This is a genomic window from Bacillus sp. ISL-57, assembly GCF_018613135.1.
Classification (GTDB): domain Bacteria; phylum Bacillota; class Bacilli; order Bacillales; family DSM-1321; genus Peribacillus; species Peribacillus frigoritolerans.
Window position 1 is genome coordinate 212523 of record NZ_JAGGQV010000008.1, and the last position, 15112, is coordinate 227634.

At 36.2% G+C, this 15112-nt stretch carries 12 protein-coding genes, 1 tRNA gene, 2 pseudogenes and 1 riboswitch; of the genes and pseudogenes, 7 read left to right on the top strand and 8 right to left on the bottom strand.

Annotated elements, in window-relative coordinates; all coding sequences use genetic code 11:
* Window positions 1–5: 5 nt before the first annotated feature.
* From J7I90_RS28265 to J7I90_RS14195, 4 genes and pseudogenes are all read right to left on the bottom strand, one after another.
* Window positions 6–755 (bottom strand): annotated as a pseudogene (locus J7I90_RS28265) (heme ABC transporter ATP-binding protein); the annotation flags it as partial.
* A gap of 5 nt (window positions 756–760) precedes the next feature.
* A complete protein-coding gene (locus J7I90_RS14185) occupies window positions 761–1816 on the bottom strand; it encodes a FecCD family ABC transporter permease (RefSeq protein WP_251025286.1) in 1056 nt (351 codons plus the stop codon).
* Window positions 1779–2750, bottom strand: coding sequence for an ABC transporter substrate-binding protein (locus J7I90_RS14190; RefSeq protein ID WP_214772436.1), 972 nt, complete (start codon window positions 2748–2750; stop codon window positions 1779–1781). Before J7I90_RS14190 ends, J7I90_RS14185 begins: the two co-directional genes overlap by 38 nt.
* 175 nt (window positions 2751–2925) lie before the next feature.
* Window positions 2926–3100, bottom strand: a riboswitch (cobalamin riboswitch).
* 86 nt (window positions 3101–3186) lie between these two features.
* Window positions 3187–4035, bottom strand: a complete 849-nt coding sequence (locus J7I90_RS14195) for a polysaccharide deacetylase family protein (protein ID WP_214772622.1) — start codon at window positions 4033–4035, stop codon at window positions 3187–3189.
* A gap of 228 nt (window positions 4036–4263) precedes the next feature.
* Between J7I90_RS14195 and J7I90_RS14200 the strand changes: the two genes are divergently transcribed.
* Both J7I90_RS14200 and J7I90_RS14205 read left to right on the top strand, forming a co-directional pair.
* Window positions 4264–4337, top strand: a tRNA-Arg gene (locus J7I90_RS14200).
* A 485-nt stretch (window positions 4338–4822) separates the two neighbouring features.
* Window positions 4823–4987 carry a hypothetical protein gene (locus tag J7I90_RS14205; RefSeq protein ID WP_156404392.1) on the top strand — a complete coding sequence of 55 codons (165 nt, stop codon included), beginning with the start codon at window positions 4823–4825 and terminating at the stop codon, window positions 4985–4987.
* A 54-nt stretch (window positions 4988–5041) separates the two neighbouring features.
* On the opposite strand, the pseudogene J7I90_RS14210 reads toward J7I90_RS14205, so the two are convergent.
* Window positions 5042–6919 (bottom strand): annotated as a pseudogene (locus J7I90_RS14210) (DNA topoisomerase III); the annotation flags it as partial.
* A 144-nt stretch (window positions 6920–7063) separates the two neighbouring features.
* On the opposite strand from J7I90_RS14210, the gene J7I90_RS14215 reads away from it, so the two are divergent.
* From J7I90_RS14215 to J7I90_RS14230, 4 genes are read left to right on the top strand one after another with little or no spacing between them, the layout of a single operon-like run.
* Entirely contained in the window at window positions 7064–8311 is a 1248-nt protein-coding gene (locus tag J7I90_RS14215) for a tyrosine-type recombinase/integrase (protein WP_214772437.1), read from the top strand.
* Entirely contained in the window at window positions 8295–10238 is a 1944-nt protein-coding gene (locus tag J7I90_RS14220) for a helix-turn-helix domain-containing protein (RefSeq protein ID WP_214772627.1), read from the top strand. Before J7I90_RS14215 ends, J7I90_RS14220 begins: the two co-directional genes overlap by 17 nt.
* Window positions 10228–11865, top strand: coding sequence for a tyrosine-type recombinase/integrase (locus tag J7I90_RS14225; protein WP_251025287.1), 1638 nt, complete (start codon window positions 10228–10230; stop codon window positions 11863–11865). The genes J7I90_RS14220 and J7I90_RS14225 overlap by 11 nt, the downstream gene beginning before the upstream one ends.
* Window positions 11852–12526, top strand: coding sequence for a hypothetical protein (locus J7I90_RS14230; RefSeq protein ID WP_214772438.1), 675 nt, complete (start codon window positions 11852–11854; stop codon window positions 12524–12526). The genes J7I90_RS14225 and J7I90_RS14230 overlap by 14 nt, the downstream gene beginning before the upstream one ends.
* 351 nt (window positions 12527–12877) lie before the next feature.
* Here the strand turns inward: J7I90_RS14230 and J7I90_RS14235 are convergent, their stop codons facing one another.
* From J7I90_RS14235 to J7I90_RS14245, 3 genes are all read right to left on the bottom strand, one after another.
* Window positions 12878–13072, bottom strand: coding sequence for a hypothetical protein (locus J7I90_RS14235; protein ID WP_214772439.1), 195 nt, complete (start codon window positions 13070–13072; stop codon window positions 12878–12880).
* Window positions 13073–13224: 152 nt separating this feature from the next.
* A complete protein-coding gene (locus J7I90_RS14240; RefSeq protein ID WP_214772440.1) occupies window positions 13225–14064 on the bottom strand; it encodes a tyrosine-type recombinase/integrase in 840 nt (279 codons plus the stop codon).
* 432 nt (window positions 14065–14496) lie between these two features.
* Window positions 14497–14721 (bottom strand): helix-turn-helix domain-containing protein, encoded by a 225-nt coding sequence (locus J7I90_RS14245; protein ID WP_214772442.1) that lies wholly within the window; start codon window positions 14719–14721, stop codon window positions 14497–14499.
* 127 nt (window positions 14722–14848) lie between these two features.
* On the opposite strand from J7I90_RS14245, the gene J7I90_RS14250 reads away from it, so the two are divergent.
* Complete coding sequence (locus J7I90_RS14250) at window positions 14849–15103, top strand: transposase (RefSeq protein WP_214772443.1); 255 nt, start codon at window positions 14849–14851, stop codon at window positions 15101–15103.
* The last annotated feature ends 9 nt before the right edge of the window (window positions 15104–15112 follow it).

Below are 15112 nucleotides of genomic sequence, written 5' to 3' on the forward strand. Positions count from 1 at the left end.
TGCGGTTTCGGAAGGGCGGGATGCGGATGTTTTTCGATCGTCGTATGATATACACCCTGAATCCGTTCCTGTTGAAGCACTTCATTCGGCACATCAACAACCTGAATCTGCCCTTTCTCAAGCAGCATAAGCCGATCACAATATAATCCAGCCAAATTCAAATCATGAAAAATTGAAATAACGGTCAACTTCTGCTCTTTTGCCATTTTCCTCATTAGATCAAGAAGATCTTTTTGATAGGAAAGATCCAAATGGTTCGTAGGTTCATCCAAAAAAAGGATTTCCGGCTCTTGGGCAAGGGCCTGTGCCAGAAGGACCCTCTGTCTTTCCCCTCCTGATAATCGATCGAAATGAAGATCCTGAAAATCAGCTACTCCCGTTTGTTCCATCACCCGCTGGACAATCGATTCATCTTCTGCGGACCAACTATGGAACCAACCTGATAGATGGGCATATCGCCCAAGCGAGACCGTCTCTTTTACTGTATAGGAGAAAGCTAATGAGGAATGTTGAGGGAGCACGGCAATGACCTGTGCAAGTTGCTTTGACGAATAATCCTTCAAATCCCTGCCGCTTATCCGTACGCTTCCGCCTTTATAATCGAGCACCCCGCTAAGCATACTTAAAAGCGTCGTTTTCCCGCTGCCATTAGGACCAAGAATCCCGAATAATTCCCCCTTATGTACATCAAAAGAGACAGAGTCCAAAACAGCTTTGTTGTGATATCCACCTGTTAACCCTTTTACTTCAAGCATCCGTTTTACCCTTCTCTCCGTCTCTTTAATAAAATCAGCGCAAATGCAGGTGCCCCGATAAGTGAGGTGATCACCCCGATCGGCAGTTCCGATGGGGCAATGATCGTTCGTGCTACAAAATCGGCCAATATCAAGAATCCGCCTCCTATCAGCAATGACAACGGAAGCAAATGTTTATGGTCAGGTCCCCAAATCTTACGGACAAAATGAGGAATGACCAATCCTACAAAACCAATCGCCCCTGAAACGGCAACGGCTGCCCCTGTCAATGACGAACCGGCTATCAAGATCCACATTTTCCGCCGCTTGACATTCACACCTAAGTGTTTTGCCCGGTCTTCCCCGAAAGTCATCGCATTCAATTCTTTTGTATTCATGATCAAGGTCAACGAACCAATGATAAAAAACGGCAAAATGATTACGATATAATTCCATCCGCGCATTGAAACGCTTCCCATCAGCCAGCCGATGATTTGTCTTAATTCATCACCCGTCAGCGCAATCATCAATGAAATGAAGGCACTTAAAAACGAGCTGAAAATGATTCCCGTTAAGATGATCGTTTCCACTTTCATCGATCGATCCATTTTTTTTGCAAAAGTCAGTACGCAGAGCATCGTGAGCACTGAACATAAGATACTCAATGCCGGAAGGGTATATAAACCGATGAATGGCAGTGATATATTCAAAAATATGGTCAATACGGCTCCGACCGATGCACCTGATGAAATACCTAATGTGTAAGGATCAGCGAGCGGGTTCCGGAGCAGTCCCTGAAAAGCCGCACCCGCAATCGCAAGTGATGCCCCAACCAAACCAGCGAGCAGCACCCGCGGCAAGCGGATGTTCATCACGATATTCGTAAGCATCACATCCGGATCGGCAGAAATCGGCAAGTGGAAAATCTCCTTGCCGATTATTTGCATAAGTACGGGAATCGGTACTGGCACCGAACCAAAGGAAATGCCTATCGTCATTGCGAATAACAAAATGAACAACGCAATCAAATAAGCAAACGCCCATTTAGTTGTCAAATTGGTTCGGATAGACTGCTTTGGCAAGTTCCTCTACTCCCTCTATTAAGCGTGGACCGGAACGGGTCACCAAGTCAGAATGGACATCAAAGACTTGGCCATCCTTAACAGCATTTACGTCTTGCCATCCTTTTCGGGCCTTCACTTCACTTACTGCATCTTTCGTATAATAACCATACGTTGTAATGATGACATCAGGATTTGCAGCAATCATCGACTCTTCATCAATTTTTGCCCAACCGTCCAAATCAGCAGCGGCATTATCCGCTGAAATAATAGTAAGCATCTCATTCATGAAAGTATTTTTCCCAGGTGTGTATATTTCCGGTGAAGGCGAAACTTCCACTAAAACGGTCTTCCTATCCTCTTTCTTTACGGATTTGGCTTTTTCCTGGATATCCTTGAGCTTCGTTTTCATATCCGCAACGATTTCATTTGCCTTATCATGTTCTCCCGTTGCCTTTCCAATCATTTCAATAGATTCATAGACTTGGTCAAAGCTTTGTGCATCATTGACTACGAGTACATCTATTCCAGCATCCTTAAGCTGCTGCAACCCCTCATTTGAATTATGGGCACTTGATGCATGCGCAAGAACAAGGTCAGGCTTCATGGAGACAATCAGCTCCGTGTTCATTTCCATTCCGCCTACTTTTTCAATTTCTTTCGTTTCCTCCGGGTAATTATCATTGTCGGAAACACCAACGACCTTTTTACCCAAACCAAGTGCAAAGACCACTTCCGTATTACTTGGTATCAACGAAACAATTTTCTTCGGTTCTTTTTCTATCGTTACTTTTTCCCCACTTGCATCTTTAATCGTAATCGGGAAAGCTTCGTGTTGAGCATGATTCGTTTGCTCTTTTTCTTTTTCTTTTCCTTCATCAGCAGCGCCACCGCAGCCAACCATCATGCCTGCAGTAAGTAACATTAACAGTATCAGACCAAAAATCTTCTTCATTTTCATTCCCCACAATCTTTTTATTAATTTCTTCATACCTAATAGAGAAAACCAATCCTGGAAGATGCCTGAAAACAAAAAGCATCTCCCGTTAAACGGAAGATGCTTGCATGGCAACAATATCAATACGGACTCTTCATAGGGTCTGCCACACACCTTCCCATCCGCGTAGGTTACAGGTGTACGAATTCTGGCAGGTCTCCTGGCTCATGGTCATCGTCAACGGCACCTTCCCATATCTCATACAGTGGTACACAGCCGTCAGCTCCCATATACAGTGGCGGGACCGCTTTGGCATTTCACCAACTTCCCTTTTAAGTCATTAAGACACCAAATCGTTCATATGTATATAATTTTCACTGCCTTCATTATACACCATGTAAGAATCGATTATTATATGATTTTTCTGAACAAGTGCGAAATGACCCTTCCAACTTCAGTGCTTTGAAGCATTTTCAATCAGCGACGCAAACCCATTGACCGATAACCCTGGTGAAATCCGAACTCGATGCAGAGCATGCATCCCTTGGTCGCTTGAAGCTCCCCCAGGTTCGGTAGTGACTGCCATCTTGTATCCAGCCTCTTCTGACAGCCTGAGACTCTCTTCGTTATACCTGCCAACCGGATAGGAAAGCACTGTCGTGTCCTGATCGAGGATACGGTCGAACAACACCTTCGACTGGACCATTTCCGCTTCTTGCTGCTCTGCCGTCATGCGGTTCAGCTCCAAATGGTTGATGGTATGGCTTTCAATTGAAATCCCATCCCTGCTCATCTCCAACATTTGATTTTCAGTCAGGTGATGACCTTTATCAATGGACTTTCCTATCATGAAGACAGTTGCTTTCATATCATTTTCTTTTAATATCGGGAATGCCTCCGTGTAGTTATCTGTATAGCCATCATCAAAAGTAAGCCAGACGCACTTCTCACTTGGCATCCGATTCTCGGTTAAAACGAGGAATGCTTCCTCAGGGGATAAGGTATAGTAACCATTCTCCCGAAGCCACGCCATCTGTGATCGGAATTCCTCCCTTGGAACCCGGAGGCCATTACCTTGGGAAATGCTGTGATACATCAATATCGGAAGCTGGACCGGGGACTCGGCCTTTATCCAGTCTCCCGTATCGATTTGCCCCTCCGAATCCTGCCCGCTCCCATTCTCAGCCGCTTCGGCCACTTCAATGTCATCTTCCGCAATCGGTGCAGCCGTCTTTGTGCCTATCCCCTCTAAAATCCCTTGTGTGCATCCAGGTAAAATCAAAATCCCCAGCAATGCCGCCATCCTTAAAACTCTATATTTTTTCACTATCATTCTCCTGATTTTTTATAGTATAATAGTACCAGATAACCAGCGAATAATAAAGTATTCCATTTAATGAAAAAAGAGGAAAAACGAGAGCTTAGCGATGCGCTGAACATTCTTGAGGATTTTTTTTCATAAGTATGTGCTATTAGCTTGAAAAGTTTGCCTATAAGAAATATAATAAATAAGTCGTCGACTTTAACATATGTCCCAGTAGCTCAGCAGGATAGAGCGACAGCCTCCTAAGCTGTAGGTCGTAGGTTCGATTCCTATCTGGGACGCTAATTATAAACCCCTGTTACAAGCGGTCCTTCCGCTGAGTAACAGGGGTTTTTTCTGTTGATTTTTTTGATGGAAAACGCAGGTCTCAAAGCTGAATTATTTCATCAAGCCATATAGATATAAAATCTGATTGCAATACTATGCAGAAAGCTTGGAAATATTGGCGAACAAGAATACAAACTGTTTGATAGCAAAAAAAGGCTTATTTATCACATCGATATATAAAAATACTGATTTCTGGATATAATCAAGTTTTTTTATAATATATGTTTTAACCTGTCCAATCCGGGTATACAAATACTGTAAGACATTCTCACCAAAGGAGATGATAGTGCATGATGAGTACAATCAGAAGCCAATGGAACAAAGAGAATGACGCAGCGGTGTTTAGTCCCGGCGATCAGCGTTAGAGTCAATGGAATGTTAGATGATGATCAAGCATGGGAATTACTAGTCTTCTCATCCAAAGGAGGAGGATACGATCATGAGTATTTACAGCCTATGGAATCCAGAGAATGATGAAGCAATTTTCAGTCCGGGTGATCAGAAGCCATTCAGTACGCTCATACGAGTAGATTCGGATAAACACACACACACTGACAAAACACTTGAATATGAATTACATGGCACCGTACTGAATGAAATTTAGTCGAAGCGGTAATATCCCGAAAAAGGATGGAGCGATTGCTCCATCCTTTTACTTTTATTTATCGAATTTCAGTTTTGCCAAGGCATCTGCCAATGCAGTATTGATCGGCTCTTCTTTATTTTGCTTTTTCATATAATTGGATACTTCATTTTTGGATACTTTTTGATTTTTATTTTGCCCTCTTCGTTTATTGTAAGAAGATAGTTTTTCGTGAAAACCGCATTTACAGGTGAATGTCTGTGCTTCTCCTTGACCGCGCATTTCCATCTTTTTATGACATTGCGGGCATCTGGCATTTGTTACACGTGAAACACTTTTTTTGTGGCCGCAATCACGATCTTGACAGACAAGCATTTTTCCTTTTTTACCATTCACTTCTAGCATCAGCTTGCCGCAATCAGGACATTTCGTTCCTGACACGTTATCATGCTTGAATTTTTGATCACTATTTTTGATTTCATGGACGATATTTTTGGCGTAGGCGCGCATATCGCCGATGAAAGCCTGTTTTGGCAGCTTTCCTTTTGCTATCGCAGTTAACTTTTGCTCCCATTGAGCTGTCAAAGCTGGAGAACGCAAGTCTTCAGGTGCCAGTTGAAGAAGTTGTTTCCCTTTCGAGGTGACATGCAGGCCCTTTCCTCTCTTCTCGATCAGGAAGCTATTGAACAGTTTTTCAATGACATCCGCACGTGTTGCAACAGTTCCAATCCCGCCAGTTTCACCAAGAGTCTTGATGAGCTCTTTGCTTTCCCCTGCCATGAAACGAGCAGGATTCTCCATTGCCGAAAGAAGCGACCCTTCATTGAATGGTTCCGGCGGTTTCGTTTCACCCTCTGTTTGTTTCACAGTCGAAATGGTTAAACTGTCTCCTTTTTGAACGTTCGGAAGCAATTGCTCCGCAAGGCCATCCTTAGCTTCTTCCTCATCGAATTGATGATCATAAACTTCCTTCCAACCTGACTTCAGGATGACCTTCCCTTTTGCCATGAACATCTCCTGCCCCATTTTTGCGGTGATGGTCGTTTGTTCATATTCAAAAGGCGGCATCAATACAGCAAGGAACCTTTTAACGACCAAATCATAGATTTTCGATTCTTTGTCGCTCAGTTTTCCCGGCAGCGGCGTTTGCTCAGTGGGGATGATTGCATGGTGATCAGAAACCTTGCTATCGTCCACGAACGATTTATTTGCTTTAATCGGGCTGCGCAGGATCCTCGATGCATACTGGGCATATGGTTTAATGCTTACAGCCTGTAATCTTTCTTTTAGCGTATCAACCAAATCCGTTGATAAAAAGCGTGAATCCGTCCTTGGATAAGTCAAGACCTTATGGCTTTCATATAAGCGCTGCATGATCGATAACGTCTCCTTCGCCGAATAGCCGAATTTCTTATTGGCGTCCCGTTGAAGTTCTGTTAAATCATATAAAGAAGGGGAAAAACTTTTCTTATGTGCCTTGTTCACTTCAACCACTTCTGCACTTTTCCCCTTAACGGCTGCAAGAACCTTTTCTGCCTTGTTTTTATCAAATGTACGGATGTCTTTTGATTGGGCATCTTGCCAGACGAGGCGCAAATTGGGTTCTGCAATTGCCGAAACTCCATAATATTTCTTAGGCTGGAATTGTTTTATTTCCTCTTCTTTTTTTGCAATCATCGCAAGTGTCGGCGTTTGGACCCTCCCGCAAGATAACTGGGCATTGTGCTTGGTCGTTAGGGCACGTGTCGCGTTCATCCCAACGATCCAGTCCGCTTCCGCCCTTGCTACAGCAGAGGCAAATAGGTTTTCATACTCCTTGCCGTCTTTCAGATTTTTAAATCCATCTTTAATCGCTTTATCCGTTACAGAGGAAATCCAAAGCCGCTTGACCGGCTTCTTCACATTCGCTTTTTCGAGAATCCAGCGTGCAACAAGTTCCCCTTCACGGCCTGCATATCTCTATGATGATGTACAATAAAAATACGTACAATATTAAAGAACACCAAAGGAGCTTTATTATTAGGTTTCTTAGGGAGGCAGGTGGTAATAACCTCATAAAATCTATTGCACATAAATATAAAAAGGAGGTAACGAAACTTGGGAGATATCATCTCAGCATATTGTGCAAATGAACACTTTAAATTTACAACTCATCCTATTTGGATTGATTATGTCATTGGAGAGAATCAGAATATTAAAGAGAAAAAACACCTTTGTTTAATTACTATTAAAGATATTGAAAAAGATACTTATGTAATTCATCATCTTAGTAACTTTATCATCGATAAATGGGGATACAAGTTGTTTAACACACAGAAGAAACACGCTACAAATACAGTAAAGTTTTTAAACTACTTAATAAATCATTATCCAAGTTTAAAAATCAAGAATCTAACTGAACTAACTGTTACACATGGATCAACATATTTAAGTTGGTTAGGTACTAATAAAGTTTCTCAAGAAACCGTTAAAGATGCCGAAAGAACTTTAAAACAATTCTATATTTGGGGAATTAACAAATCACTATTACCTAAAGTTAGTTTATCTGATTTCAAACAAGAAAAAACAGAGCACAATAACTGGTATTTTAATTCCCCTTTTAAAGTAGTTTATCCACAAAAGAAGATTAAAGAAGTCGAACACATTCTACCATTTGAATTTATACCTTTATTTTTAGAGATTGCCTCTACTCATACTCCTAGAATTGCATTAGGGATATATTTTCAAATCTTTGGAGGATTACGAATATCTGAAGTGGTGAATCTAAAAAGAACACAGGTTTCAAAAGCTATTGCAAACAGAGAGATTATTTTAAAAGTAGAGAACCAGAATTTCAGGACAGATTTAAAAGAGCATGCTTCTGTTAAAAAGACACGTTCTCAGGTTGTATTAGATGTTAATGGTTGGGGAGCTGCATTAATCCGTCAACATTTAAATTTATACTCTTCTAAATCAACTAATGCTTTATTTTTAAACAACGGTGACCAACCAATGTCAGGTAGAAGTTATAGACAGTACTTTGATAAATGTAAAGCGAAATTAATATCTACCTTAGAAGAGTCAAACAATATTGACCATCGTTTAGTAGCACAACATTTAAAAAGCATTAAATGGTCTACTCATATAGGACGAGGAACATTTACAAATCTCATAGCAAATGAAGCAGAGAATCCTTATGAAATTGCACATTTAAGAGGTGATTCTAGTTTAGAGTCTGCACTCTCCTATATGGTATCAACACCTAGAATGCATAAAAAAATTGAAAATAAGCTAGATCTTATGCATGAAAACTACATCCCTAAGCTTATCGAAAGGAAATCCAATAGTCATGGTTCATTTGAATAAAGATTATTATTCAATTAGAGAAGTCTCAAAAATCCTTAATAGGAGTATTACTGCAATTTATAATAATATTTATTCGAAAGCGTCTAAGCATAAAATAAATGCAGAGAAAATAAATGGCCAAGTATCTATATCAAAAGAAGAACTAGCTAAATACAAGCAATTTTTACACGAACGTGATGGCATTGTAGAAATCGATTGTGAATATGCGATTAAAAAAATCTCTATTGAAACCAAACAAAATATATTGTTTATTGAAACTCAATATCTATTTTTAGAGTATTCACGTGTTTACTTTAATAAAAGTACAGGCTCTACGACTTATAAGAAAGCTACTATTGCTCAATTTATTAACTTTCATAACAAATTACAAAATAACTTACATAGAGAAGTCTTTGAAACGGATATTGAGGAATTAAACAAATTATTTTTAAAAGAAACATTGTTCACTTCTAAGGAAAGACTGATTTTTACTCGTTTTCTATCATATGTTTTTGATCAAAAGAATATATCACAAAAGAATAAAATATTAGCTGTCCAAAAGAACAACCGGAATGAACAAGAAATTTATTCAGCTTCAACTTTTAATCAAATATATAAACATGTACAAAATATAGAACTTCATTTCGAAAAGAGCCTTAGTAAAAGAAAATATGTGAATATGTGGGTTTATGTAACTTTACTATGTTGCGACTTTATTCGAGGAAGTGATTTAATTCTTAACACGCCTATCTTGAATTTAAAAGAACTTGATATCCAAGAATCAGATTTTCATTCTAATAATTTCAAATTAAATAAACATCAAGTTCAAACAGTAATCAAAACTTTGTATCTTTCATATAGAAATAAGCGTGCTTCTAAAACTGGTGAGCTACTTACTTTCTTAGTGCCCTCAAATTTAGAGCAACCACTTGCTTATGCATTAGTTTTAGCAGAACGATTAAGAGAAGACAATACGCTTCAGTTAGACACCTTTATCGAAGGTAAATACCGCAAAATAAGGACTCAAGGTGGAGACGCTCATTTAAAATTCTTTGACGATTATAAAGATTTTGAAGGATTTAGATTTAGTAGTTTAATAATGAACCGTTCTTTAGCAACATACTTATATGGGTCTGTAACTGAAGGAGATGGTTACGATTCTGAATTAGCACTTACTTTAGCAAAAAATGCAAGATCACATAAAAACGAAGATAGCACAAAAGCTTATATACAAATGATGAATAAAGATGGCTCTATTGGAAGAGTTTCCACTAATATTTTCAGAAGAGGAAATTTTGGATGGTTATATGAACAATTATTAAGATTTACGTTTACTGATAACTATAAAATCTTAAGCCTAGAAGATAGGACAACTATTATTGAAGGGATAAAAGAACACTTCCCTCTTAAAGAAACTGAGTCAATAGCTGCTTATATTACTAATTATTTATCCCCTTCTGCTATAGAGGAGTCTAATGATGATACAGTAGAAAATGTAATAAATTCAATCTATGAAAAACGTTTAAAAGTGATACATCAAGTTATGCGTTTAAATACGCAGCAATTACACAAGTTATTTTCAAAACTATCAAATCATTCTATGCCATCTAAAACTGATCACGCTCAATGTTTAGTTTTTCCTAATTGTGCTTATCCAGCTTTAATGAATTGTATGTATTGCGAATATGTCCTTCCACAAAATTTAATTCTAATCCAATTAAATCAAGAACTTTTAAGACTCTTAACCTCCATACAGGAAAGTGAAAATGAAAACCTTTTAAAAAGGCAAAGTCGCTTTTTATTGCAATGTTTATTGATATTAAGCGAAGCAAATAACACTTTCGGTAAAAATCATGTAAAAGCTTATGTAGATGTAAATAAAATAAATAATTTATTAAAACAGTATGCTTATAAAATTTATATACCAGGAGTTAATGATGGAGATTAGAAAAACTTTAAATGAATCAGATTTTTATAAAGTAGAATCTATTCAACAAGTTTCTAAAAATGACTTGTTATTAAGTGATTACAAAAAGATTTTTGATGATTTAGTCGAAAGTGAAATTATAAAAAACAGCCTTTTTGAAGATAATATCTGGTTTGTTTATGATTCTTTATCGCAATTAGATTTACATTTGAAATTTAATTTAATTAGTTATCCAAAAATAAATGAACATTTAAAGTTTTATCTATTGCTTAGGCTTATATCAGGCAAGACTCCTAAAACTATTTATGATGAAATAGCTTCATTAAGAAATGTTATACTCGGTTCGCGAGGTTTTGAAGATTTAACTCAATTAAAAAGTTTACTGGCTGAGAATATTATGAAATATAAATATCTTGGTTATCACATGGTTAGTACTACATCTAATTTCATTGATTTTTATAGGACTGATAATCACCAAGAGATCCTTAATATTTGCTCTAGTATGCCTAGGCAGCCTAAAACAACCAGAGATTTACCTGATTTTCAAGATGTACTTGAATTAGATGATATCATTAACCATTATTTTAAAAATAATGATGTAGAAGAAGTTATAGGGTATATACCAATCCTAGTCTGGTGGCTACTAACTAATACGCTTCCAATGCGTCCAAGTGAGCTTTTGAAACTAAAAAAGAACTGCCTATCTTATGATGACAGTGAAAACGAGCCCTATACTATTTCTGTCCCTCGTATAAAAAATAAGTCTTCTGAAATCGGCTTTTCCATAAAGTATGATTCAGTTGCAATTGATCGAAAAACATATGAACTTTTAACTGAAGCTAAAGATAAAGTAAATATTTATTTTCCTAATTCGGAATACTTTTTTCCATCAGAAATGTTCAGCATAAATTCTAAAGTTAGAGGGCAAAAGAAGAATCCAATAATGAATTTACGAGATTTTAATGATTTAAAAGATCGATTCTATAAAAAAATCGCAGAAGAAAAATATCGGCGATACAAATTAGAACGTGTGAAAGCTGGTGATACTCGACATTTCGCTATCATTAATATGTGTTTACAAGGTTTTAGTATGCATAATGTGGCTACACTAGCCGGTCATAGTGAACTTAAAATTACGCAAGGTTATTTCAGTCATGCTAAACATTTCGCACAATCGTATGTATATAGGTTAGCTCAACTAAAACTTGAAACTAATATTAGCTATAAAATGGACAGCTCTATTGTAGGTTGGAAAAAATATATTGTTCATAAATCTTTAATTGAGAGGAATAAGCTAAACGAATCGCATGTAGGTATAGTTCAATATGGTTTTTGTTCAGAGCTTAAAGATAATTTTCCGAACACTTGTATTGAATTTTGTGAGTTTTGTCCAAAATACATTTTCTCTCCTAGTGTTAATGAAAGAGAAGAAGCAATAAAATGGCTTTCTCATCACTCTAAAGATTTAGAAAAACGAATTGAAGAGTCAATTGCGCTCTTAGAGAGTTTATTTTCCTTACCACAAAGATATGGTCACGATTTAAATACAGCAGAAAGAAAATCAGCAGCTAGAAAATTTCATCATTATATTGAATTAAAATCTAAAGTAGATGCTGATATTGCAGGTGATATGAATGGTAAATCCTAAAAGAGGTAAACCACAAAAATGGTCTGATGAGGATTTAAAGCAATTTGCTTTAGAAATTAAATACAAACAACCTAATCGTAAATTAACATCTTTATTATTAGAAAAGGAAACCGGGATAGGTAGAAATACTTGGAGTAGACGAATGAAAGAATTCATCGATCAATTAAATTCACCTGTCCACATTCCTAAACTTGATGAAAGTGGTATTATAACAATTCCTAGCGTTGAAGAACTATTTTTAAAATACGGTACTAATACAATAGAGTTAAAAAATGAAATTGCAAAGCTTTTAAATATTATTAGCGATCTATATACTGACGCTAAACAATTACAAACACTTAAGGAATCTACGCATAAAATGCAGTTAGAAATGGATCAACTAAAAGAAAAGCTATCCAAAACAACGGATCAGAAAGTACACTTAGAAACACTTTATAATCAAATTGTTGCTGAAAGTTATTTTCCTCATTTATACGGACGTTCAGAAAAGTTAAAACAAGCTAATGTGAAGGCAGAAATTATTCCTTTGCCAGTTCAAAAGACAAAAACATTAGAATTAGATACTCCGTTTAATATCTTTCAAAATGAGTTGAATCTTAAAAGTAAACAAGAAACAAATATTAGTGAATTAAATAAAATGTTTAATTTAGATATAGAATAGATTAAAAGTTCACGTTAATAAATATAAAGTTATCTATAAATTATTTAAGAAAATAGTAATAATTATAATTAAAAAAGGTTAGAGCCTTGCTACATAAAATTCAGTAAGGCTCTTTATAGTTACCTGATTCTTTCATAAGTAGCTTTGAAATAAAGATTAATTAAATTAATACTAGTAACCTTTATAAACGAACAAAAGAAAAGAGCATGCTTTGAGAAAAGATTAATCAAAACATGCCCTTATATATTTTATTGGATTCTACTTTTATAATTGATTATTTTTGTGTTCCTTAATGAGCTAACGCACCCGTTATTCACTAAAAGAAAATTTTAAAATCACCTTTTAACATCTCTAAACAACAAAGATGACTGCAAGTCCTGTTAATAAAGCAATACTTAAAAACAACATCATTCCAAAATCCAGATCTTTTATCTCTTTAAAATGATCTCGTATCAAATAAAGTAAAGGTATTGCCAAAAGTGTTGGAATACCTTTACCTGCCTTACCAAAAATATCAGTAAAAAAAATACTTTCCATTGAACCCATTACTAGGCCACTTAAAAGAAACAAATAAAAAAAACATAAGAAAACCCGAATACTAGCACCTCCTACAAATTACCCTACCTTTTCTGTTACTGTTCTTCCACTTACCTGCCCCGATAGTTCATTACGAACAAAATTAAAGGACCCTTGGTCCCTTAAAAATACTTTCTATATAAGTCTCTCCGCAAAGCACCACTTAGATATGCATAAATTTTTGTGGTTTCACTTTTTTCATGACCCATTAAATTTTGAATCACTTCTAGAGGGGCTCCATTATTCAATAAATTTGTGGCGTAACTATGTCTAAGCTGGTGGGGATGAATGCTCTTTTTAATGTCCGTTCTTTTTGCTACCAGTTTTATAATGTTTCTCGCTTGAGAAATACTCATTCGATGGGGTGCACGTGTTGTCACAAATAGTGCTTCCTCCTGATCTTTTCGCTCATTTAAATATCGCTTCAACCATATTTCACAACGAGTATTGAAATATACTTCTCGTTCTTTATGTCCTTTACCTAATACGATTGCTGATTGATTAGAGAAGTTGATTGAGTCCCTATCTAGCGTTATTGCTTCACCAATTCTGCATCCTGTTGAATACATAAATTCAAATAAAGCATTTTCAAATGTTGTATGACAAGCTTCCCGCAAATGCTCAATTTCCTCTTCAGACAAGTATTTTGGTACCCTTAATTCTAATTTTGGTTCCTTGATTTTGGAAGCAGGATTTCCATTAATTAAATTTTCATCCTGAGCCCATCTAAATAAAGATTTAATAAATCGAATTCTGTGACCCAGACTGGATGGCTTAAGCTTTTCAGCTGCTTTTCCCAGATAAACTTTAAGAGAATTAGTTGAAAGTTCTTGAATGGATATATTTCCAAAACTATTCACCAACAAGTTAAATTGGACATAATAGGCCTTTAATGTTTGTTGAGAATAACCTTGGATTTGCTTATCTGCCTTATATAAACCCCATACATCAGTTAAGATCATACCTGTTTCTCCCCAATCTATTATATTAATAGACAGTATAGACAAAAGAAGAACTATTATACTAGATTAGTAGATTTTTAATTAAATAATAACACCTGTTAGTTAAAGAAGAAAAAGCTGCCTTAAGACAGCTCCGATCTTCAGCTAACGCACCTTTAGTTGAATAAGATTTATTCATATTCAGTATTCAACAATATCATCAGGATGACAATCTAACGCCTTACAAAAGCATATACTTAATAACACCACCCCTGCTCATTTTTGAATATTTCTTGCTTTTGCTACTTAGAAAGGCGACGTTCATTTAATATCAATTAGATAAAACCAAACAAATCTACTTAAATTGGTAATTGCACCTTAAATAACAAGAGCCGACACTGATTGTTTAATAATGCGTCGGCTCTCAATTGATTTTAGTATAATAAATTATTTTTAGTTTATTAACTCTTCTACTTCCTTTATTAATATATGGGGCTTTACCTCTAACACCTTACAAATTGAAAATATCGTAGATATACTTGGTTGTCTTTGTGCTCTTTCAAGTAAACCAATATAAGTTCGATCTAATTCACAGTGTAGGGCTAAATATTCTTGTGAAAGATTAGCTGCTTTTCTATGTTTACGTAATACTTGACCAAATGCTTCTGAGACTTCCATGACATCACCTCTTAGTTAATTAACTAAGAAAAATGCCATCCCCTTCGACCGACTATAGTCATCAAAACATACTGATGATACAATATTAAGCAATTAAAATAAAATTTTGTCTGGGAAGGTTTAAATGATGACTTATAAAAAATATGACGAGCAGTTTAAAAAACGTATTGTTAAATTACATATTGAGGGTAAATCTGTTCCAGATTTAGGGGCCGAATATGGAATATCCCCTACTTCTATTTACACATGGGTTAAGATTTATTCAAATATAGAAACTACAATTTCTCCTAAAAAGTTAAATGAGATTTCTAAAGAAAATATACGCTTAAAAAAAGAAGTTGAAATTCTCAAACAAGCGATGTCTATTATGTCCTCTAAATAGGAGTCTATA

Bases quoted from the DNA above. Each gene is read 5' to 3' on its own strand.
- J7I90_RS14190 (WP_214772436.1), bottom strand. From the start codon at position 2,750: ATGAAGAAGATTTTTGGTCTGATACTGTTAATGTTACTTACTGCAGGC.
- J7I90_RS14195 (WP_214772622.1), bottom strand. From the start codon at position 4,035: ATGGCGGCATTGCTGGGGATTTTGATTTTACCTGGATGCACACAAGGG.
- J7I90_RS14205 (WP_156404392.1), top strand. From the start codon at position 4,823: ATGAGTATTTACAGCCTATGGAATCCAGAGAATGATGAAGCAATTTTC.
- J7I90_RS14220 (WP_214772627.1), top strand. From the start codon at position 8,295: ATGGTTCATTTGAATAAAGATTATTATTCAATTAGAGAAGTCTCAAAA.
- J7I90_RS14225 (WP_251025287.1), top strand. From the start codon at position 10,228: ATGGAGATTAGAAAAACTTTAAATGAATCAGATTTTTATAAAGTAGAA.
- J7I90_RS14230 (WP_214772438.1), top strand. From the start codon at position 11,852: ATGGTAAATCCTAAAAGAGGTAAACCACAAAAATGGTCTGATGAGGAT.
- J7I90_RS14235 (WP_214772439.1), bottom strand. From the start codon at position 13,072: ATGGGTTCAATGGAAAGTATTTTTTTTACTGATATTTTTGGTAAGGCA.
- J7I90_RS14240 (WP_214772440.1), bottom strand. From the start codon at position 14,064: ATGATCTTAACTGATGTATGGGGTTTATATAAGGCAGATAAGCAAATC.
- J7I90_RS14245 (WP_214772442.1), bottom strand. From the start codon at position 14,721: ATGGAAGTCTCAGAAGCATTTGGTCAAGTATTACGTAAACATAGAAAA.
- J7I90_RS14250 (WP_214772443.1), top strand. From the start codon at position 14,849: ATGACTTATAAAAAATATGACGAGCAGTTTAAAAAACGTATTGTTAAA.